Raw genomic sequence first — 21,237 nt, forward strand, 5'->3', positions numbered from 1 at the left:
CCTCCTCCCGCAGGTTGGGTTCGCCGACGGCGAACCCAACAACCCACAATCGGAAAGATGTTGGGTCCGCTCCCGCGAACCCAACCTACGCAAGCACCCCGGATCAGCTACCGCAACGCGGCGCAGGCGCGCTGGATGCGGATGCCGGCCTCCTGCAGCGCCTCGGTCGCGGTGGCGTAGGAGATGCGGAAGAACGGCGCCAGGCCGAAGGCCGAGCCCTGCACCACCGCCACGCCCTCGGATTCCAGCAAATAGGTGACGAAGTCCTCGTCGGTCTCGATCACCTTGCCGTCCGGGGTCTTCTTGCCGATGGTGCCGGCGCAGGACGGGAAGACGTAGAAGGCGCCTTCCGGCCGGTGGCAGGACAGGCCGGCCGACTGGTTCAGCATCGACACGATCAGGTCGCGGCGCTGCTTGAACACCTCGTTGTGCCGCGGGATGAAGTCCTGCGGGCCGTTCAGCGCCTCCACCGCGGCCGCCTGGCTGATCGAGGAGGGATTGGAGGTCGACTGGCTCTGCACCTTGGCGATGGCCTTGATCAGGTCCGGCCGGCCGGCGGCGTAGCCGATGCGCCAGCCGGTCATGCAATAGGCCTTGGACACGCCGTTCAGCGTCAGGGTGCGGTCGTACAGCTTCGGCTCGACCTGGGCCGGGGTGACGAACTGGAAGCCGTCATAGACCAGGTGCTCGTACATGTCGTCAGTCAGGACATGCACCTGCGGGTGGCGCAGCAGCACGTCGGTCAGCGCCTTCATCTCGGCGAAGCTGTAGGCGGCGCCGGTCGGGTTCGAGGGCGAGTTCAGGATCAGCCACTTGGTCTTCGGCGTGATCGCGGCCTCGAGAGCGGCCGGCTGCAGCTTGAAGCCCTGCTCCGCCGGGCAGATCACCGGCACCGGCGTGCCGCCGCACAGCAGCACCATGTCGGGGTAGCTGACCCAGTAGGGGGCGGGGATGATCACCTCGTCGCCCGGGTCCAGCGTGGCCAGCAGCGCGTTGTACAGCACCTGCTTGCCGCCGGTGCCGACGGTGACCTGGTTCGGCTCGTATTTGAGGCCGTTCTCGCGCAGGAACTTGGCGGCGATGGCCTTCTTCAGCTCCGGCGTGCCGTCGACCGCGGTGTATTTGGTCTTGCCGGCCTGGATCGCGGCGATCGCCGCCTGCTTGATGTTGTCCGGCGTGTCGAAATCCGGCTCGCCGGCGCCGAGGCCGATGACGTCGCGGCCGGCGGCCTTCAGCTCGGCCGCCTTGGTGGTGACGGCGATGGTCGGGGACGGCTTGACGCGGGCGAGCGAGGCGGCGAGGAAGGCCATGAGTCCGGATCCCGGAAAGTTGGAAGCGGGGGACGGTAGACCCGCCCGCCGCCCGCCGACAAGCCGAGAGCTCTGCGAAAATTCGGCACCGCGCCCGCGCCGGGCGCGGATGCTACCCCTTCACCGCGCCCTGGGTCAGGCCGGCGATGAGCTGGCGGGAGAAGAAGGCGTAGAGCACGAGGACCGGGATGATGGCCAGCGTCAGCGAGGCCAGCACCGCGTTCCAGTCGGTCACGTACTGGCCGACGAATTGCTGCACGCCGAGGGTGATGGTGCGGGTGCTGTCGCCCGGCGCCAGAATCAGCGGGAACCACAGATCGTTCCAGATCGGCACCATGGTGAAGACCGCCACCGTGGCCAGCGCCGGCCGCACCAGCGGCAGAATGATGCGGAAGAAGATGCGGTATTCGCCGACCCCGTCGCAGCGCGCGGAATCCTTCAGCTCCTTCGGGATCTGGCGCATGAACTCCGACAATATGAAGATCGACAGCGGCAGCCCCATCGCGGTGTAGACCAGGATCAGCGCCGCCAGCGTGTTGATCAGGTCGAGCGACACGACGAGGCGCAGGATCGAGACGGTGCCGAGCCGGATCGGGATCATGATGCCGACGGCGAGGTACAGCGCCAGCACGGCGTTGCCCTTGAAGCTGTATTCCGACAGCGCCCAGGCGGCCATGGCGCCGAGGAACACGACCAGGAACAGGGTCGCCAGCGTCACCGTGAGGCTGTTGCCGAAATAGAGACCGAAGTCCGAGCGGGTCAGCACCGTGTCGAAGCCGATCAGGCTGAAGGTGTCCGACAGCGGCGGCGCCAGCGGCTGGCTGAAGATCGCCTTGCGCGACTTGAAGGCGTTGAACAGCACCAGGACGATCGGGAACAGCGCGATCGCGGTGTAGGCCAGCAGGATCGCGTGGACAGCCGCGGTCGAGACGGAGGAGCGACGGTTGGCCATGGGTCAGAGCTCGTAGCGCTGCAGCCGGCGCTGCACCAGGTAGAAGTAGATCATCACGCCGGTCAGGATGATCAGGAACATCACCGTCGCCACCGCGGCGCCCATGGTCGGGTCGCCCAGCTGCAGCTGGAAACCGAAGAAGGTGCGGTAGAAGAAGGTGCCGAGGATGTCGGTCGCGAAGTTCGGCCCGGCCAGCGCCCCCTGGGTCACATAGATCAGGTCGAAGGCGTTGAAGTTGCCGACGAAGGTCAGGATCGAGACCATGCCGATGGTCGGCCAGATCAGCGGCAGCTTGATCCGCCAGAAGATCGTCATCTGCCCGGCGCCGTCGACCCGCGCCGCCTCGGTCAGGCTTTCCGGGATGTTCAGAAGAGCGGCATAGGTCAGCAGCAGCGGCATGCCGACCCACTGCCAGACCGAGACCAGCGACAGGGCGACCAGCGCCGAGCCCTCCTGCCCCAGCCAGGGCGCGAAGAGCGAGCCGAGGCCGACCGAGGACAGCATCGACTTGGCGACGCCCCAGGTCGGCGACAGGATCAGCTTCCAGATGAAGCCGATGATCACCACCGACAGCAGCGTCGGGGTGAACATCAGGGTGCGGTAGGTGTTGGTGAAGCGCAGATTGGGCAGCGACAGCAGCGCCGCCAGGCCGATCGCGATCGGGTTCTGCACCAGCATGTGCACGGCGAAGAACAGCACGTTGTTGCCCAGCGCGTTCCAGAACCGGTCGGCCCATTGCGGGTCGAAGAACAGCGCCGCGTAATTGGCCAGCCCGGCGAAATGCTCCGCCCCCGCCTCGTCCCGCGTGAACAGGCTGAGCCGCAGGCTGTCGAGCAGCGGGTAGATCATGAACACGGTGTAGATCAGCGTCGCCGGCGCCAGGAAGACGACGACGTGCCAGGGGAAGCGGCCCCGGCGGCCCGCGATCTGCGAGCGGGGGATGGCGACGGCTTGGGTGCTGGCCATGGGAACAGCCTATCAATACGGGCACGGGGGCGCGCGGTCCGGGACAGCCGGCCCGCGCGCCCTGCGCCGGGGTCAGATCACTTGGCGGCCGGCTTGTACCAGGAGTCGAGCCCCTTCTGGATGCTCTCCGCCGCCTGCTGCGCCGTCATGGTGCCGTTCAGCACCTGGGCGGAGACGTTCCACAGCTCGTTCTCCAGGTTCGGCGTGCCGCGCGACAGGATCTGGTAGGAGTTGCGGATGGTCGACTCGCAGGTCTTGCGCCAGGACGCGAACTCCGCCGCCACCGGGTCCTTGATCGTGACCGGGTGGTTCGACAGCGAATAGAAGCCCGGCAGCGCGTTCGAGTAGATGTCCGCGAATTCCGGCGTCGCCAGCCATTCCAGGAAGGCCTTGGCGGCCTCCGGATTCTTGGTCTTGGCGTTCATGCCGAGGGCGATGTCGGTGTGGTCGCTGATGTAGCACTTGTCGCCGGCCTTCTCGACGGGCGGCGGGAAGGCGCCCATCTTGAAATCGGCCTGCTGGTTGAACACCGCGATGTCCCAGGACCCGGCCGGGTAGATCGCGGCGCGGCCGAGGGTGAACAGGTTCTGGCTGTCCGGATAGGCCTGCGCCTCATAGCCCTCGGGCAGGTAGGGCTTCCACTTCGCCAACTCCTCGAAGGCCTCGACATAGGGCTTATCGGTGAACTTCTGCGTCCCGGCGATCAGCGCCTTGCGCCCCTCCTCGCCCTTCCACAGGTTCGGACCGATGTTCTGGAAGCCCATGGTCGCGGCCTCCCACTGGTCCTTGGTGCCGATATCGAGCGGCGCGACCTCGCCCTTGGCCTTGATCTTGTCGAGCAGGGCGAAGAACTCGGCCTCGGTCTTCGGCGGGGTCAGCCCCTCGGCGTCGAAGAGGTCCTTGTTGTAGAGGAAGCCGTGGATCACCGAGGCCATCGGCACGCAGAACAGCGTCTTGCCGTCATCGGTGATCCAGGCGCTCTTGGCCACTTCGGAGAAGCTGTCCATGCCCTTCAGATCGGTGACCGGGGTCAGGTAGCCCTTCTGGAACAGCGCCAGCGAGGCGTCGAAGGGCCGGCAGGAGATCAGGTCGCCCGCGGTGCCGCCTTCGAGCTTCGCGTTCAGGGCGGCGTTGTACTCGGTCGGGGTCGACGGCGCGAACACCACCTTGATCCCCGGATGGCTCTTCTCGAAGGCCGGGATGATGGTGTCCTGCCAGACCTTCAGGTCGTCGTTGCGCCAGCTCTCGATCGTCAGGGTGACGTCGGCCGCGGCCGCCTGGCCGGCCAGGGCGACGAGCGCCGCACCGGCCAGGAACGCGCCGCGCAGGAACGAATGGGACATGTGCAATGGCCTCCTCTGTTCGGCGTTTCGCCGTGTTCACGGACGGCGGCCTCCCGCCGCCCGCTGTCTCGCTAGGATCGCTGCTTGGCCGCCAGGGCGCGGCGCAGGTCGCCGTCTGCGGCGTCCAGGCGGCGGCGCCCGTCCTCGGCAGTGTCGCCGAGCGCCACCAGGGCCGCCAGCTTGACGTTCTGGCCCGCCGCCTGCAGCGCCGCCCGGGCCGCCGCTTCGTCGACCGGGACGATGGCGCGCAGCATGCGCACCGAGCGGTCGTTCAGCTTGGCGTTGGTCGGCTGCATGTCGACCATCAGCCCGTCATAGACATGGCCGAGCCGGGTCATCACCAGGGTCGAGAACAGGTTCAGCGCCACCTTCTGCGCCGTGCCGGCCTTGAGCCGGGTGGAGCCGGCGATCGGCTCCTCCCCCGTCGCCAGCAGCACGGCATGGGCGGCGTCGCCGAAGAGCGGCGCGCCGGGGTTGGAGGCGATGGCGATGGTCAGGGCGCCGGCGCGGGAGGCCTCCTGCAGCACGGCGCGGGTGTAGGGGGTGCCGCCGCTGGCGGCGACGCCGATCACCACGTCGTCGGGCCCGAGGCCGAGCGCCGCGGCCTCGGACCGGCCGGCCTCGGCATCGTCCTCGGCGTTCTCCACCGGCCGGCTCAGCGCCGTGGCGCCGCCGGCGATCAGATAGGCCAGCCGGTCCTGCGGGTGGCCGAAGGTCGGGAACAGCTCCGACCCGTCCTGCGCCGCGACCCGGCCGGAGGTGCCGGCGCCGGCATAGACCAGCCGGCCGCCGCGGCGCAGCCGGGGCGCCGCATCGGCGGCGGCGGCGGCCAGCGCCGGCAGGGCCGGGCGCACCGAGGCAACGGCGGCGAGCTGGGATTCCAGCAGCGCGTCGAGGATCTCCGCATCCTCCCAGGTGTCGATGCCCCTGAAGCGGCGTGATGCGGTCTCGGTTCCCATGCGGCGCGGTCGCTGGTTGCGTGAGTGGTCTAGACCACTCTCTCAGCTTTGCCGGCGCAGCGCAAGATCGTCGTGGATGCGCCCGACCCGGGCGACGTCGCACTTACCAGTTGAAGGAGATCCCGGCGGTGAACTTGGCGCCCGGCTGATCGGTGCCGAGATCGACCAGCGAGGCGCTGACCTTCAACGGGCCGAACACAGTCTGCTCGGCGCCGACGCTGCCGGTCAGGTGCCGCTCGGTGCTGGTGTACTGGCTGCCGAGCAGCAGCGCGGTCGTGTGCCAGGGCAGCTCCACCCGGGTGGTGCGGTCGATCTCCCAGCTCGTCACCGGCGCCTCGGGGCCGAGCAGGCCGCCCTGGCTCACGACATAGCGGTTCTCGGACGACGCCGTCAGCCCGACCAGTGACCAGGAGCTGGAGAGCACCGCCGCCACCTGCCCGGTGCCCTCGCCGGCCTGCGGGTCGAAGCTGGCCTCGATCCGGGCCGAGCTGAAGAACGGCACGAACCAGGGCAACTGGGTCAGGCCGACGCTGGCCTCCGCCTTGCCGGACGCCGAGCGCCGCGCCATCTCCAGCCGGTTCCAGCGCTGGGCGAAGCCGGGATAGGGATCGGCCGGGATGTCGAAGGTGACGCCGGTCTTGGCGATGAAGCCGGACGACTGGGCCTGCAGCGCCGCCCCGACCGATCCGGCGCCGGTCGGGTCGCGCTGGCCGGTGACCACGGAATGGTCCTGGTCGGGCGCCGCATAGGCACTGAGCCCCATCGGGGCGCGCGGCGCCGTGTCCGGCCCGTCCCAGCGCCAGGCCGGCCCGAGCTGGGGGTCGGCAGGGATGTCGAAGATGATGCCGGTGTCGGGAATGAATCCCTGGACCTGCGACGCCTCCCCGGCCGGGCCGGGATCCGGCCAGGCACGGGCCGCGGGCGCAGCCGCCGGGATCAGCGCGGCGGCCACGGCGGCACGCAAAAAAAGGGGCTGGCAGGGCCGCGGCATCGGCGGGCTGGCTCTCCTGGGGAATGGTGGTGGTTCCCCCAAGACTAGCCTTCCGGCCGCTGCTGCCAACCCCTTGAATTGTGACAATTTCCGCCTGGCTGCGGCCGGTGCCTCAGAAGCCCAGCACGACCTTGCCGAAATGCCGCCCCGATTCGAGATGTCGCAGGGCCTCGCGCGCCTCGGTCCAGGGGAAGCTGCGGTCGATCACCGGCCGCAGCCCGGTGGCGGCGATGGCGCGGTTCATCGCCTCGAAGCTCTCGCGCGAACCGACCGGGATGCCGCGGATGCGGGCGCGGCGGAACAGGATCTGCACCGGGTTGATCTCGGCCGATTTGCCGCCGAGATAGCCGATCACGTTGATCTGGCCTCCGGTGCGGATGGCGGCCAGCGAGCGGGCGAAGGTCTCGGGACCGCCGACCTCGATGACATGGTCGACGCCGCGCCCGCCGGTCAGGTCGCGCACGGCCTCGTCCCAGCCCGGGGTCGTCCGGTAGTTGACCGTGCCGAAGGCGCCGAGCGCCCGCGCCCGCTCCAGCTTCTCGTCGCTGGAGGAGGTGACGATCACCCGGGCGCCGGCGGCCAGGGCGAATTGCAGGGCGAAGATCGAGACCCCGCCGGTGCCCTGGACCAGCACGGTGTCGCCGGGCTTCAGCCCGCCTTCGGTCACGAGAGAGGTCCAGGCGGTCAGCGCGGCGCAGGGCAGCGTCGCCGCCTCCTCGTCGGTCAGGTGCTCCGGCACCGGGACCACGCCTTCGGCGTCGAGCCGGACGTACTCCGCCAGCACGCCGGGGCCGGGCCCGCCCAGCGGCACCGCCCGCTCGATCTCCTCGAAATCGCCGGCGATCCAGCCCTGCCAGAAGGTCGTGGCCACCCGGTCGCCGACCTTGACGCGGGTGACGCCCTCACCCACCGCCGCCACCTCGCCGACCCCGTCGGACAGCGGCACCATCGGCAGCTCGAAGCCGGCGTGATAATTGCCGCGCACGATCTCCAGGTCGCGGTAGTTCAGCGAGGCCGCGCGCATCCGCAGCAGCACCTCGCCCCGCCGCGGCTCCGGCACCGGCCGCTCCGCCGGCCGCAGCCGGTCGAGACCCGACCCCTCTTCGATCACGAACGCCTTCATCGCTTCGCTCCAGGATGTTGCGCTGGAGAGATCGCCCAGCCTCCGCTAATCTTCAAATTCATTGTTTTCAGAAACTTCATGACGGACCGGCATGATGTTGGACGAGATGCGCGCCTTCGTGCTGCTGGCCGAGACCGGCTCGATCCAGCGGGTGGCGGAGCGGCTGCCGCTGACCCAGCCGGCGGTGACCCGGCAGATCCAGCGGCTGGAGCAGCATCTCGGCGCCGCCCTGCTGGACCGCCGGGTGAAGCCGCCGCGCCTGACCCCGGCCGGCCTCGCCGCGCTCGACCGCTGCCGCGCCATCCTGGCGGCGGTGGAGGACCTCAAGGCCGGCACCGGCGGGGATGCCGAGCCGGAAGGGCCGCTGCGGCTGGGCATCGGCGTGCTGCACGCCTTCGCCGAGACCGATTTCGCGGCGCTGATGCGCGACCTGCGGCAGCGCTGGCCGCGCCTGTCGCTGCGCCTGACCGGCGGCTTGGCGACGACGCTGCTGCAGGACCTGGACCGCGGCCGGCTGGATGCCGCGGTGGTGCTGCTGCAGGAGAGCTCGGCCCCCTATCCCGGCCGGGTGGTGGGGCAGGAGAAGCTGGTGGTGGTCGGTGCCCGCAGCCTGGCCCTGCCGCGCCGGCCGTCGCTGGCCGACCTCGCCGCCTGCGACTGGGTGGTCAGTCCGCGCGAATCCTGCGACGTGCGGCCGGCGCTGGAAGCGCTGTTCGCGCGGGAAGGGCTGACGCTCAAGGTCTCGGCCGAGGTGCACGACCTGGCGATCCAGCAATCGCTGATCCGCTCCGGCTTCGGACTCGGCGTGCTGCCGGCGCGGCGCTGCGCCCCGTTCACTGCACGCGACGAGCTGCGCCGCATCGACCTGCCCGGCTTCCGCTTCGACTTCGCGATCAGCGTGGTGCGGGCGCCGCATCTCGGCCGGCTGGACCGCGCGGTCGACCATCTCGAGGACGCGCTGCGGCAAAGGCTGGCGCCGGCAGTGGTTTCCCTGGCCACGGGATAGCCCCTCACCATCATTGCGAGGAGGCGAAGCCGACGAAGCAATCCAGGGGCCGGTGCGTGGGGCCCCTGGATTGCTTCGCTGCGCTCGCAATGACAATAAAGAGTTACGAAGCGGGAGAGGTCACGCCCCGTCGGTCACTCGGGCAGGCTGCGCCGGCAGCCCGAAGCGGCGGGCGGCGATGTCGACGATGCGGCGCGGCGCGTGGCGGATGTCGACCGTCACCACCCGTTCGCCGTCGCCCGGCGGCTCCAGCGTCTCGAACTGGCTGCGCAGCAGCGAGGGCGGCATGAAATGGCCCTTGCGGTTGGCCAAGCGCGCGGCGATCACCGCCTCCGATCCCGAGAGATAGAGGAAGGCGACGCCGGGCCGGCCGGCGACCAGCTGGTCGCGATACACCCGCTTGAGGGCCGAGCAGGCCAGCACCGCCGGCTGACCGTCCGCCAGCCACCGCCCGATCTGCGCCGCCATGGCGTCGAGCCAGGGCCAGCGGTCCTCGTCGGTCAGCGGGTGGCCGGCCTTCATCTTCTCGATATTGGCCGGCGGGTGGAAGCTGTCGGCATCGGCGAAGACGCCGCCCATGCGGCGGGCCAGCTGCTTGCCGATCGTGGTCTTGCCCGAGCCCGAGACGCCCATGACGATGATCACGCCGGGCGGGCCGCCGCGGCCGGAGTCGGAAGGTTGGGTCGCGCCGTGATCCGCGGCCGCCATAAGCATGTCCTCAGCTGAGCTTCACAACCTCGCCGGTGCGGAAGCTCTCATCCGCCGCCAGCACGATGCGCAGGCTGTCGATCGCCGCCTGCATGGAATCGGTGAGGTCCAGATCCTCGCGGATCGCGCGCAGGAAGAACTCCTGCTCGCGGTCGCACAACTCCTGGTGGCCGGGCTCGTCCGCCATGGTGATCCAGCGGTCCTTCTCGACGAAATGGTTGTCCGCGTCGATCGCGGCGGAATGCAGCTTCAGCGCGTTGGTCTTGGTGTGCCGGTCGATGTCGGCGGAATCGGAGATCGCATCGGTCCGCGCCTCGCCCTGCCCGTCCTGCGGCACCACGATCGAGACGCAGCCCTTCGGCCCGACCACGTCCTTCACGAAATAGGCCACCTCGCTCATCATCGGGCCCCAGCCGGCCTCGTACCAGCCGACCGAGCCGTCGTCGAAGACGACGTGCAGATGGCCGTAATTGTGGATCGCGACCTCGTCCGACAGCCGGGCGCCGATGCCGTGCACCCGCACCGGCTTGGCGCCGGTCATCTGGCACATCACGTCGACATAGTGGACGCCGCAATCGACCACCGGCGACAGCGACTGCAGCAGGTTCTTGTGCCAGGTCCAGGAGGGGCCGGAGCTCTGCTGGTTCAGGTTCATCCGCATCACCAGCGGCTTGCCCAGCGTCTTCGCCACCTCGATGAACCTCATCCAGGAGGGGTGGACGCGCAGGATGTAGCCGACCACCAGCTTGCGCCCGGTCTCCTTCGCCCGGGCGACCACGCGCTCGGCATCCTCGACCGTGGTCGCGATCGGCTTCTCCATGAACACATGGGCGCCGGCATCCATCGCCTTCAGCGCGAAGTCGGCATGGGTGTCGGACCAGGTGTTGATCGAGACGGCGTCCGGCCGGGTCTCGGCCAGGGCCTGCTCGTAATCGGCGAAGCGCGGATAATCCGTCAGCTCGGCCGGCAGGTCGGCCCGGGCGATGGAGCGGGCGACGAGGCCGACGATCTGAAACCCGTCCAGCTTGTGATAGGCCAGGGCGTGCGACAGGCCCATATGGCCGACGCCGACGACGAGGACGCGCACCGGACCGGTCATGACAGGCCTCCATGGTCGCCAAACGGCATTGCTGCCCGGGTCTTCATTCCAGCCTCCCGGAGAATCGCTCGCCGGAACCCTAGCGGACAGCGCCGGTCGGTCCCAGGCCCGATGTGCCCGGCCCGATAACCTGAAGTTCAGGCCTCCGTCGCTTTCGTGACTTGTCAGGGGCGACGGCCGCCTGCCCAAATCGCCGGCGGCGGGGCGGAACGTTCCCGCAGGACGCTTGGGGCAGGAAGGCACACAAGGATCGGCCCGGCCGGACCGGGACCGTCGCGCCGCCTCGGCGGAGGGGGATCACGGATCTGGGGGATCGCATGAGCTTTCTGAACAAATCGGCTATGGCCGCCCTGGCCTTGGGCCTGGCGGTGTCCGCCGTAGCGGTGTCCGGATTGACCGGCCCGGCGGCGGCGGAGACGGTGCTGAACCGCGGCTTCGGCAGCGCGCCGTCGACGCTGGACCCGCAGCTGAACACCGGCGCGCGCGAGAACTACATCGTCGCCGACCTGTTCGAGGCGCTGCTGGTCCTGGACCCGCAGGGCAACCCGCAACCGGGCGCGGCGGAGAAATGGGAGACCAGCGCCGACGGCCTGACCTGGACCTTCCATCTGCGGCCCGGGCTGAAATGGTCGAACGGCGACCCGATGGCGGCGGCCGATTTCGTGCGCGGCATCGTCCGCGCGCTGGACCCGGAGATGGCCTCGAACCACGCCTACTATCTGACCCAGGTTCTGCCGATCAAGAACGGCAAGGCGTTCAACGAGGGCAAGCTGAAGGATGCGAGCCAGCTGGGCGCCGCGGCGCCGGACGACCGCACCGTCGTGCTGACGCTCGACTACCCGATGCCGGACGCGCCCTACATCCTCGACTTCCACACCACGGCGCCGGTGCACGAGCCGAGCCTGAAGGCCGCCGGCAACAAGCTGGACTACACCCGGCCGGAACTGTTCGTCGGCAACGGCGCCTATATGCTGAAGGAATACGTGCCGCAGTCGAAGGTGGTGCTGGTCAAGAACCCGCATTACTGGGACGCGGCCAACGTCAAGATCGACACGGTCGTCTACCACGTCACCGAGGACGCCTCGACCGAGCTGAAGCGCTATCTGGCGGGCGAGCTGGACTCGACCATGACGGTGCCGGTCGAGCAGCTGGAGAAGCTGAAGGCCGAGCGGCCGCAGGAGCTGCGCCAGAACCCGACGCTGGGCATGAAGTATCTCAGCTTCCAGCCCGATGCCGGCCCGCTGTCCGACATCCGCGTGCGCAAGGCGCTGGCCTACGCCATCGACCGCGACTTCCTGCAGGAGAAGATCGAGAAGGCCGGCAACGTGCCGATGTACACCTTCTCGATCAACCAGGACCCCAGCTACAAGCCCGGCAAGGTGCAAGAGGCGGGGCTGAGCAAGGAGGAGCGCCTGGCCGAGGCCAAGAAGCTGCTGGCCGAGGCTGGCTACGGCCCGGACAAGCCGCTGCAGCTGGAGATCATCGGCCCGTCCAGCGCCGCCAGCAAGCGGCGGGTCGAGGGCATCGTCGCGATGTGGAAGCAGAATCTCGGCGTCCGCACCAAGCTGGACCTGACCGAGGTGAAGACCTGGCTGGAAAAGCTGCACACCGGCACCTGGCAGGTCTGCATGGACAGCTATGGCGGCGACTATCCGCAGGCCAAGACCTGGCTGGACGCGCTGCGCTACACCGGCACGCCCAGCTACCACTGGAAGGACGACGAGTACGAGAAGCTGATGGACGAGGCCAACGCCAACGCGGCGGACAAGGCCAAGTTCTACGAGATCCTGGGCAAAGCCGAGCAGCGCATGCTGGACCAGTACGTGTTCATCCCGATCACGGTGTCGAGCGACAACCTGCTGGTCCAGACCTATGTCAAGGGCTGGGGCGCCAACCCGATCGGCCATCCGATGTCGAAGTATCTGAGCATCGAGAAATAGGCGTCGGAGTCCTTCGATCGACACCCCCCTCCCCCTGCCCCCTCCCGCAGGGGGAGGGGGGACGTGAATGGTTCGGCTGGAATCGTTGACCCGGAAGAGATCGCAATCGTTTCGAGTCCCCCTCCCCTCGCGGGAGGGAGCTAGGGGGAGGGGGTTCCCTCCACCGGAGCAGAGACAGGGAGCCACCAGGGCCGATGGTCTTGTCCGTCCTCCGCCGCATACTGGGCAGCGTGCCGACGCTGTTCGCGCTGGCGACGATCACCTTCTTCGTCATCCGCTTCGCGCCGGGCGGTCCCTTCGACGACGACAAGAAGCTGCCGCCGGCCCTGATCGCCCGGATGGAGGCGCAGTTCCACCTGAACGAGCCGCTGTGGCAGCAGTATCTGCGCTTCCTGGGCGATGTCGTGCGGCTCGATTTCGGCCAGTCGATGTACTACCGCGAATACACAGTGGCACAGCTGATCGGCCACGGCCTGCCGATCTCGCTGCAGATCGGGCTGTGGGCCACGCTGCTCTACGCCGTCGCCGGCGTCACCCTGGGCGTGGTCGCGGCGCTGCGGCGCAACGGCATCCTGGACAACCTGGTCAGCGCCGTGGCCATGGGCGGCATCGTGGTGCCGACCTTCGTGATGGCGCCGATCCTGCAGATCGTCTTCGCCCTGATGCTGAGCCTGGTGCCGGTGGCCGGCTGGGACAATGGCTGGCGGTCGATGGTGCTGCCGGTGGTGGCCATGGCGCTGCCGAACATCGCCTATGTCGCCCGGCTGACCCGCGGCGCGATGATCGAGACGCTGCGCAGCAACTACATCCGCACCGCCCGGGCCAAGGGCGTCGGCGAATGGCGCGTCCTGACCCACCACGCCATCCGCGGCGCCATGATCCCGGTGGTCGCCTATCTCGGCCCCGCTACCGCCGGGCTGATCACCGGGTCGATGGTGATCGAGACCATCTTCGCCGTGCCGGGCATCGGCCGCTACTTCGTCGAGAGCGCGATCAGCCGCGACTACACCATGGTGATGGGGGTCACCCTGGTCTACGGCAGCTGCATCATCCTGTTCAACATGGCGACCGACGTGGCGCAGATGCTGCTGGACCCGAGGTCGCGGACATGACCGACGCCGCCGCCGATCTCGCCGTGCCGGAGGACGGCGCCGAGGGCGTCAGCCCGCTGCGCGAGGCGCTGCGCCGCTTCCGCGCCAACCGGACCGCGGTCGCCAGCCTGGTCATGCTGGTCCTGATCGTAATCGTCTGCTTCGGCGGGCCGCTGCTGTACGGCTACGAACCGGACGACGCCAATTTCGAGGCGATGAACGCGCCGATGGACCTGCTTTCGGCGCATCCCTTCGGCACCGACGACCTCGGCCGCGACCTCTTGCTGCGGATCATGGCCGGCGGCCAGGTGTCGCTGATCATCGGCCTGGTGGCGACGCTGATCGCGGTCGCCATCGGCGTCACCTGGGGGTCTGTCGCGGGCTTCCTGGGCGGGGCGGTGGACCAGGTGATGATGCGCATCGTCGACGTGCTGTACGGCATCCCCTACATCTTCCAGGTCATCCTGATCAGCATGGCGCTGGGCCGCGGCAGCACCGCCGTGATCATCGCCGTGGTGCTGTCGCTGTGGCTGACGCCGTCGCGCATCGTCCGCGCCCAGGCGATCGCGCTGCGCAACCGCGAGTTCATCGAGGCGGCGCGGGCCGGCGGCATGACCCGGCGGCAGATCGTGCTGAAGCACATCATGCCGAACTGCGTCGGCGTGGTGATCGTCTATTCCAGCCTGCTGATTCCGGACGTGATCCTGAGCGAATCCCTGCTCAGCTTCCTCGGCCTCGGCGTGCAGGCGCCGGAGACCAGCTGGGGCGTGCTGATCAGCGAGGGCCAGGCCAAGATCGAGACCGACCCGCATATGCTGATCCTGCCGGGCGCCGCCCTGGCCCTGACCCTGTTCTGCATGAACTTCGTCGCCGACGGGCTGCGCGATGCCTTCGACCCCAATGAGCGCTGATCCCCTGCTGTCGGTCGAGGATCTGGCGATCCGCTTCCGGATGCGCAGGGGCGACACCGTCGCCGTGGCCGGGGTCGACTTCACCGTCCGCCGCGGCGAGGTGCTGGGCATCGTCGGCGAGAGCGGATCGGGCAAGAGCCAGATCCTGCTGTCGATCATGGGCCTTCTGGCCGGCAACGGCACGGCCACCGGCCGGATCCGCTTCGAGGGGCAGGACCTGCTGGCGCTGGACCGGCGCGGGCTGGACCGGCTGCGCGGGTCGGCCATGACCATGATCTTCCAGGACCCGATGACCTCGCTGAACCCCTATCACCGGGTCGGGGCGCAGCTGACCGAGGTGCTGATCCGCCACCAGGGAATGCGGAAGCAGGAGGCCTGGGACAAGGCGGCGCGGATGCTGGACCGGGTGAAGATCCCCGATGCGGAGCGCCGGATGCGGCAGTATCCGCACCAGCTGTCGGGCGGCATGCGCCAGCGCGTCATGATCGCCATGGCTCTGTTGTGCAACCCGCGCATCCTGCTGGCCGACGAGCCGACCACGGCGCTGGACGTCACCGTCCAGGCCCAGGTGCTGGACCTGCTGCGCGACCTGGTGCGCGAGCTGGGGACGGCGGTGATCCTGGTGACCCACGACCTCGGCGTCGTCGCCGAGATGTGCGACCGGGTGCTGGTGCTGTATGGCGGCAAGGTGATGGAGGCGGCGCCGGTCGAGCCCCTGTTCGCCGACCCGGCCCACCCCTACACCCGCGGCCTCTTGGATTCGACGCCGGATCTGGAGGGCACGGAGGGCGAGCTGCGGGTGATCCCGGGCCAGCCGCGCGCCGCGGCCGGCGACCTGCCGGGCTGCCCGTTCGCGCCGCGCTGCGACCGCCGGGTCGAGGCCTGCACCGCCCAGATGCCGCCGCTGCTGCCGGCCCGGGACCAAGCCGGCCGCGTCGTCGCCTGCCATCGGCCATTGCCGCAGCCCGCCGCCGTGCCGGAGCTGGTGCCGTGACCCCGGTGCTGTCGGTCCGCAACCTGAAGATCCATTTCCCCCTCTCGGCCGGGCTGCTGGGCGGGCCGCCCCTGGTGGTGAAGGCGGTGGACGACGTGTCCTTCGACCTCGCCCCCGGCGAGGTGCTGGCGGTGGTCGGCGAATCCGGCTGCGGCAAGTCCACCCTGGGCCGGGCCGTGCTGCGGCTGATCCCGGCCAGCGGCGGCACCATCGCCTGGAACGGCGCCGACGTGACCGGCCTGCCCGAGGACGCGCTGCGGCCGCGCCGGCGGGACATGCAGATCATCTTCCAGGACCCGCTGGCCTCGCTGGACCCGCGCATGACGGTGGCCCAGATCATCGGCCGGCCGCTGCGCACCTTCCACCCCGAGCTGAAGCGGGCCGAGGTCGCGGCCCGGGTGAACGAGGCGATGCGCCAGGTCGGGCTGTCCCCTGCCCTGGCCCACCGCTATCCGCACGAATTCTCCGGCGGGCAGTGCCAGCGCATCGGCATCGCCCGCGCCATCATCCTGCGACCGAAGCTGATCGTCTGCGACGAGCCGGTCTCGGCGCTGGACGTCTCGATCCAGGCGCAGATCGTCAACCTGCTGATGCGGCTGCGGCAGGAGATGGGCATGGCGCTGATCTTCATCTCGCACAACATGAGCGTGGTGCGGCACATCAGCGACCGGGTGATGGTGCTGTATCTGGGCCGGGAGGCCGAGATCGCCGGCCGCGACGCCTTCTTCGCCCGGCCGCTGCATCCCTATGCCCAGGCCTTGCTCTCGGCCGTGCCGGTGCCGGACCCGGTGCGGGCGCGGCAGCGCCGGCGAGTGGTGCTGCAGGGCGACACGCCGTCGCCGATCGACCCGCCCTCCGGCTGCGCCTTCCGCACCCGCTGCCCGCACGCGGCCGAGCTGTGCGCCCGCGCCGTGCCGGTGCTGCGCGACTTCGGCCCCGGCCACCGCGCCGCCTGCCACCGGGTCGAGGAGCTGGCCCATGCGCCGGCGGCGGGTCACACCGAAGCGGTGCTGGGGTAAGATTTCCGTCATGAGCATCGATCCCGGCTTCCTCGACCGCCTGATTGCCGCGCCGCGGCTGCTGTTCCCGGCCGTGTCGCCGGACGGTCGCTGGGTGGCCTGGCTGTGGAACGGCAAGGCCGAGGGCAACGGCCCCTGGGTCGCCCCGACCGCGGGCGATGCGCGGCCGCGCCTGCTGCTGGAACCGCATTCCGGCTGGGATTGCAAGAGCTTCTCCTGGGCGCCGGACAGCCTGTCGCTGATCGTCGCCCGCCGCCGCGACGGCGAGGAGCAGGTCGGGCTGCAGCGCGTCTGGCTGGATCCCGCGCGGCCGGCGGAGACACTGCTGCCGGACCGGCCGGGCTACTACGTCTACACCGCCCAGCAGCATCCGGACGGACGGCGGCTGGTCTACGCCGCCAGCCGCGACCCGGCCACCGGGCTGGGTGGCGACATCCTGCATCTCTACGAGCACGACATAGCCACCAGCGTGCAGCGCGTCCTGGCCTCGCCGCGGCGGTCCTGCAAGCTGATGCCGAAGCTGGATCCGACCGGGCGCCGGATCCTGTATCTGCGCAATGACCACCACCCGAGCGGCCGGGCGCTGTGGGTCTACGACCTGGAGACCGGCGCGGACCGAGAGCTGTACAGCCCCGGCGGCCCGGCCAAGGCCGAGGGCGTGTGGTCGCCGGACGGGTCTCGCGTGGCCTTCGTCGCCGAGGGGCCGACGCACAAGCGGCTGGGGCTGATCGACCCGGCCACCGACGATCTGCGCTGGCTGATCGACGACCCGGCGATCCCGGTCGAGCATGTGCGCTGGCCGCGCCAGGCCGATGGCGGCCAGGACCTGCTGGTGGTGATCGAATCCCGCGCCGCGCGGGACGAAGCCGGCTTCCTGATGGTCTCGACCGGCGCCTATGCCCCGGTGTTCCGCGGCGGCGACATCCTGCGCCCCATCGCGCCGCTGCCGGACGGGCGCTGGGTGCTGGAACGCGGCCGGGCCACGGCGCCGACCGATATCGTCACCCTGGCGGCCGAGGCGCCGGACCAGCTGACCGCGCACCAGCTGTCGCCGCTGCCCGAAGGTTCGCTGCCAGACCCGGCGGATCTGAGCCCCGCCGAGCCCTTCTGGTGGCATTCGGTCGACGGGCTGCGCGTCCAGGGCTGGCTCTACCGCGCGAAGGGTGAGGCCCGCGGCGCCGTGATCCACGTCCATGGCGGGCCGACCGCGCATTACGACGGCCGCTTCGATCCCATCCCGCAGGCGCTGTGCCGCGCCGGCTTCCACGTGCTACAGCCGAACTACCGCGGCAGCACGGGCCTTGGTCTCGCCTATCAGGAGGCAATCAAGGTGGACGGCTGGGGCGGGCGCGAGCAGGAGGATATCCGCACCGGCATCCTGGCGCTGATGAATGCCGGGCTGGCGCAGCCGGGCCGCGTCGGCATCACCGGCCTGTCCTATGGCGGCTATTCCGCCTGGTGGGCGATCACCCGTTTCCCGCGCGATGTCATAGTGGCCTCGGCGCCGATCTGCGGCATGACCGACCTGGTCACCGATTACTGGACCACCCGGCCCGACCTGCGCCCCTATTCCGAGGCGATGATGGGCGGCACGCCAGACGAGCTGCCGGAGAAGTACCGCGAGCGGTCGCCGATCCATTTCGTCGACCGGATCGAGGGGCGCCTCTTGATCGTCCAGGGCCTGACCGACCCGAATGTGACGCCGGAGCATGTCGAGATCATGCGCGCGGCGCTGGATGCCCTGGGCAAGCCCTATGAGACGCTGCTGTTCCCGGACGAGGGCCACGGCATCGTCAAGCCGGAGAACTGCCGGGTGCTGTACGAGCGGCTGATCGCCTTCTTCGCCGAGGCCTTCGCGGTGGGGCCGCAGAAGACGCCCGCCTCCTCCGCGGCTACGGCGGAGGAGCTCTGCCCGCTCGATCCGGACGTCGGCCCTGCCGGATAGCGCGACATCGCGGATGCAATCCGGCGGCCGGCCCGATACTGTGCGGCCCAGCACCCGATCCTGCCGCCTGGACCCCGAATGAGCCGTACCGTCCCCTCCGAAGGCGCCCCCGCCTGGCGCACCACCGTCACCGTCGGCCCCGCCATCGGCGATGCCGTGCAGACGGCCTTCGACGACCTGTTCGCCTCGGTGGCGGCCTTCGAGGTCGAGGAGGGCGGCGACTGGCTGATCGAGGGGATCGACCGCAACCCGCCGGACACGGCGCAGCTGAACGCCAGGCTGGCGCTGGTCTCGGCCATGATCGGCACGCCCCTGCCCGCCCCGATGGTGGAGAAGATCCCGCCGACCGACTGGCTGGCCGCGACCTATCAGGCCTTTCCGCCGCTGCGCATCGGCCGCTTCTTCATCCACGGCTCGCATATCGAGGACGCGCCGCCACCCGGCACCATCCCGCTCTGCATCGACGCCGCCACCGCCTTCGGCTCCGGCGAGCACCCGACCACCGAAGGCTGCCTGCGGGCGCTGGACCGGCTGTCGCGGCGCCGCCGCTTCCGCCGCATCCTCGACATGGGCTGCGGCACCGGCATCCTGTCCTTCGCCGCCGCGCAGCTGTTCCACGCCCCGGTTCTGGCCGCCGACATCGACCCGGAATCGATCCGCGTCACCCGGATCAACGCCCGGATCAACAAGCTGTCGGACCGGATCACCGCCGTGGTCTCGAACGGCTATGCCAGCCGGGTGGTGGCCGAACACGGCCCCTACGACCTGATCGTCGCCAACATCCTGGCCCGGCCGCTGATGAGCATGGCGGCCGATCTGCGCCGCCACCTGGCGCCGGGCGGCGTGGCGATTCTGGCCGGGCTGCTGGACCGCCAGGCGCCCCAGGTGCTGGCCGCGCACCGGCTGCAGCGCCTGACGCTGGCGGACAAGATCCCGATCCGGGGCTGGCCGACGCTGATCCTGGGCTGAGGCGGCACAGCGCGCCCGCTGCAGCGGCCGTCGCTCCTGGACAAAATCCCGGCCCGCGGCCGGCCTAGGCTGACCTTGGGCTGGTGCCTCCGGTCCGGACTGTCGACTTCACTCACTGTCATGCTCGGGCTTGACCCGAGCATCCAGGGGCCGCAAGCACCGCTCTTGATGGCCCTGGATCACCGGGTCAAGCCCGGTGATGACAAGTAAGGGGAGCAGACCTCCGAACCCGGCGGCATACGGAATGATTTGCCGCCGAGGTTCCCCCGATGACCGCCGTCCTTTCTTCCGTCGCCGCGCTCCTGGCCGGGGTCGGGCTGATGCTGTGCGGCAACGGGCTGCAGGCGGTGCTGGTGGCGGTGCGGGCGACCGATGCCGGCTTCGGCACCGTGGTCACCGGCCTGCTCGGCTCCGGCTATTATGCCGGCTTCGTGCTGGGCTGCCTGCTTGGCCCCCATCTGGTCCGCCGCGCCGGGCATGTCCGCACCTTCGCCGCGGTGGCGGCGCTGGCGGCGGCGGTCGCCCTGTCCTTCCCGCAACTCGTCCATCCGGCGCCCTGGATCGTGCTGCGCGGCGGCACCGGCTTCTGCTTCGCCGTCGTGTTCATGGTGATCGAGAGCTGGCTGAACGAGCAGGCGACCAGCCGCACGCGCGGCACCGTGCTGTCGCTCTACACCACCGTCACCCTGGTCGCGATCACCATCGGCCAGATGCTGCTGGGGGTGGAGACCGGCAACCCGACGACCGCGTTCACCTGGATCGCGATCATGATCTGCCTGGCGGTGCTGCCGATCGCGATGACCCGCGTCGCGGCCCCGCCGCCGCCCGAGGCGGTGCGGCTGCGGCTGGGGCGGCTGGTCGCGACCTCGCCGGTCGGCGCGGCCGCCTGCCTGGTGGTCGGCATCGCCAACGCCGCCTTCTGGTCGCTGGGACCGGTCTTCGCCCAGCGGCGCGGCTTCGACGCCGCGGCCGTGGCGCTGTTCATGAGCGTGGGCGTGCTGGGCGGCGCCATCGGGCAATGGCCGCTGGGCCGGCTGTCCGACCGGGTCGACCGGCGGTGGACGATTGTGATCTCGGGCATCGGCACCGCCGCCGCCGGAACGGCGCTGCTGGCGGTCGACTGGCTGCCGGAGGGGCCGGTGATCGGCCTCGCCTTCCTCTACGGCGCCTTCTCGCTGCCGCTCTACCCGCTGGCCCTGGCGCACACCTTCGACCAGGTCCGGGCCGGGGAGTTCGTCGAGACCTCGAGCGGCCTGCTGCTGATCTACGCCGTCGGCGCGGTGGTCGGGCCGGTGCCGGCCAGCCTGCTGATGGTGCAGTTGGGCTATCCGACGCTGTTCGCCTTCGTCGGCGCGGTGAACCTGGTGCTGGTCGCCTTCACCCTCTACCGCATGGGGCAGCGGGCCCGCGCCCCGGCCGAGTCGCGGCCGGGCTTCGTATCCGTGCAGCCGGCGACCCAGGGTGCCATCGGGCTCGACCCGCGGGCGCCCGAGACGCCCGCCGTCGAAGCCGCAGAGCCCTGATCAGGCCGCGCCGGCGACCCGGTTGACGTTGGCGGCGCGCAGCAGCGAGGCGCGCACCGCGCCTTCCGGCAGCATGGCGGCGACGTCGTCGTCGCCCTGCACCAGCACCGTCTCGATCAGGTTGCGGGTCAGGCCGATGTCCTCGAGCTGCCGGTCGGTCAGCTCCATCAGCTCGTGATAGGTCAGGCTGCGGTCGATGCCCCCGCGGAGCTTGAAGAAGCCGCGGATGAGAGTGGCGAGAAGCTGGTATCCCATGATCGTGTCCCGTGTTTCCGCTTCCTGTTGGCGCAGGTTATTGCGTTGCAACATCCGCCGCGGCCCTGCCGTGACGGTATGGAGGAACGCTGCTTCCGGGAGACGTTTCCGAGATTGTCGTTGATGGAGCGAT

At 69.9% G+C, this 21,237-nt stretch carries 19 protein-coding genes; 9 read left to right on the forward strand and 10 right to left on the reverse strand.

The annotated features are described in order from the left end of the window. Positions 1 to 107: 107 nt before the first annotated feature. From G537_RS0119460 to G537_RS0119490, 7 genes are all read right to left on the reverse strand, one after another. Positions 108 to 1,310, reverse strand: a complete 1,203-nt coding sequence (locus tag G537_RS0119460; protein WP_026871547.1) for a pyridoxal phosphate-dependent aminotransferase — start codon at positions 1,308 to 1,310, stop codon at positions 108 to 110. A gap of 112 nt (positions 1,311 to 1,422) precedes the next feature. Continuing rightward, positions 1,423 to 2,262: a carbohydrate ABC transporter permease gene (locus G537_RS0119465; RefSeq protein WP_026871548.1), complete on the reverse strand. Its 840-nt coding sequence runs from the start codon at positions 2,260 to 2,262 to the stop codon at positions 1,423 to 1,425. A 3-nt stretch (positions 2,263 to 2,265) separates the two neighbouring features. Beyond that, a complete protein-coding gene (locus tag G537_RS0119470) occupies positions 2,266 to 3,228 on the reverse strand; it encodes a carbohydrate ABC transporter permease (RefSeq protein WP_081688917.1) in 963 nt (320 codons plus the stop codon). Positions 3,229 to 3,305: 77 nt separating this feature from the next. Then, entirely contained in the window at positions 3,306 to 4,571 is a 1,266-nt protein-coding gene (locus G537_RS0119475; protein WP_026871550.1) for an ABC transporter substrate-binding protein, read from the reverse strand. 71 nt (positions 4,572 to 4,642) lie between these two features. After that, on the reverse strand, positions 4,643 to 5,530 hold the full coding sequence (locus G537_RS0119480; RefSeq protein WP_026871551.1) for an N-acetylmuramic acid 6-phosphate etherase: 888 nt from the start codon (positions 5,528 to 5,530) through the stop codon (positions 4,643 to 4,645). A 103-nt stretch (positions 5,531 to 5,633) separates the two neighbouring features. Further along, positions 5,634 to 6,521: a hypothetical protein gene (locus tag G537_RS0119485; protein WP_155888674.1), complete on the reverse strand. Its 888-nt coding sequence runs from the start codon at positions 6,519 to 6,521 to the stop codon at positions 5,634 to 5,636. Between the two features lie 112 nt (positions 6,522 to 6,633). Continuing rightward, positions 6,634 to 7,644 carry a zinc-dependent alcohol dehydrogenase family protein gene (locus G537_RS0119490; RefSeq protein ID WP_026871553.1) on the reverse strand — a complete coding sequence of 337 codons (1,011 nt, stop codon included), beginning with the start codon at positions 7,642 to 7,644 and terminating at the stop codon, positions 6,634 to 6,636. Between the two features lie 91 nt (positions 7,645 to 7,735). Here G537_RS0119490 and G537_RS0119495 point away from each other — a divergent pair, with 91 nt between their 5' ends. Continuing rightward, positions 7,736 to 8,650 (forward strand): LysR family transcriptional regulator, encoded by a 915-nt coding sequence (locus tag G537_RS0119495; RefSeq protein ID WP_026871554.1) that lies wholly within the window; start codon positions 7,736 to 7,738, stop codon positions 8,648 to 8,650. A gap of 120 nt (positions 8,651 to 8,770) precedes the next feature. Here the strand turns inward: G537_RS0119495 and G537_RS0119500 are convergent, their stop codons facing one another. Continuing rightward, positions 8,771 to 9,358, reverse strand: coding sequence for a gluconokinase (locus G537_RS0119500; protein WP_211230435.1), 588 nt, complete (start codon positions 9,356 to 9,358; stop codon positions 8,771 to 8,773). Positions 9,359 to 9,368: 10 nt separating this feature from the next. Further along, positions 9,369 to 10,457 carry a Gfo/Idh/MocA family protein gene (locus G537_RS0119505; protein WP_026871556.1) on the reverse strand — a complete coding sequence of 363 codons (1,089 nt, stop codon included), beginning with the start codon at positions 10,455 to 10,457 and terminating at the stop codon, positions 9,369 to 9,371. 317 nt (positions 10,458 to 10,774) lie between these two features. On the opposite strand from G537_RS0119505, the gene G537_RS0119510 reads away from it, so the two are divergent. From G537_RS0119510 to G537_RS38800, 8 genes are all read left to right on the forward strand, one after another. Then, positions 10,775 to 12,397: a peptide ABC transporter substrate-binding protein gene (locus G537_RS0119510; protein ID WP_051248658.1), complete on the forward strand. Its 1,623-nt coding sequence runs from the start codon at positions 10,775 to 10,777 to the stop codon at positions 12,395 to 12,397. 194 nt (positions 12,398 to 12,591) lie between these two features. After that, positions 12,592 to 13,509, forward strand: a complete 918-nt coding sequence (locus tag G537_RS0119515; RefSeq protein WP_026871558.1) for an ABC transporter permease — start codon at positions 12,592 to 12,594, stop codon at positions 13,507 to 13,509. Continuing rightward, a complete protein-coding gene (locus G537_RS0119520; RefSeq protein ID WP_026871559.1) occupies positions 13,506 to 14,399 on the forward strand; it encodes an ABC transporter permease in 894 nt (297 codons plus the stop codon). The genes G537_RS0119515 and G537_RS0119520 overlap by 4 nt, the downstream gene beginning before the upstream one ends. Next, positions 14,389 to 15,393: an ABC transporter ATP-binding protein gene (locus tag G537_RS38790; protein WP_034852277.1), complete on the forward strand. Its 1,005-nt coding sequence runs from the start codon at positions 14,389 to 14,391 to the stop codon at positions 15,391 to 15,393. The genes G537_RS0119520 and G537_RS38790 overlap by 11 nt, the downstream gene beginning before the upstream one ends. Beyond that, entirely contained in the window at positions 15,390 to 16,412 is a 1,023-nt protein-coding gene (locus G537_RS38795; RefSeq protein ID WP_155888676.1) for an ABC transporter ATP-binding protein, read from the forward strand. Before G537_RS38790 ends, G537_RS38795 begins: the two co-directional genes overlap by 4 nt. Positions 16,413 to 16,422: 10 nt before the next feature. Beyond that, on the forward strand, positions 16,423 to 18,357 hold the full coding sequence (locus G537_RS0119535) for a S9 family peptidase (protein ID WP_026871560.1): 1,935 nt from the start codon (positions 16,423 to 16,425) through the stop codon (positions 18,355 to 18,357). Between the two features lie 78 nt (positions 18,358 to 18,435). Then, positions 18,436 to 19,326 carry a 50S ribosomal protein L11 methyltransferase gene (locus G537_RS0119540; RefSeq protein ID WP_026871561.1) on the forward strand — a complete coding sequence of 297 codons (891 nt, stop codon included), beginning with the start codon at positions 18,436 to 18,438 and terminating at the stop codon, positions 19,324 to 19,326. 269 nt (positions 19,327 to 19,595) lie between these two features. Beyond that, the gene (locus G537_RS38800) at positions 19,596 to 20,849 is read left to right on the forward strand and encodes an MFS transporter (protein WP_051248660.1); all 1,254 of its coding nucleotides are present in this window, start codon (positions 19,596 to 19,598) and stop codon (positions 20,847 to 20,849) included. Here the strand turns inward: G537_RS38800 and G537_RS0119550 are convergent, their stop codons facing one another. After that, entirely contained in the window at positions 20,850 to 21,104 is a 255-nt protein-coding gene (locus tag G537_RS0119550) for a YjiS-like domain-containing protein (protein WP_026871562.1), read from the reverse strand. Positions 21,105 to 21,237 lie beyond the last annotated feature (133 nt).

It is taken from the genome of Inquilinus limosus DSM 16000, assembly GCF_000423185.1.
GTDB classification, from domain to species: domain Bacteria; phylum Pseudomonadota; class Alphaproteobacteria; order DSM-16000; family Inquilinaceae; genus Inquilinus; species Inquilinus limosus.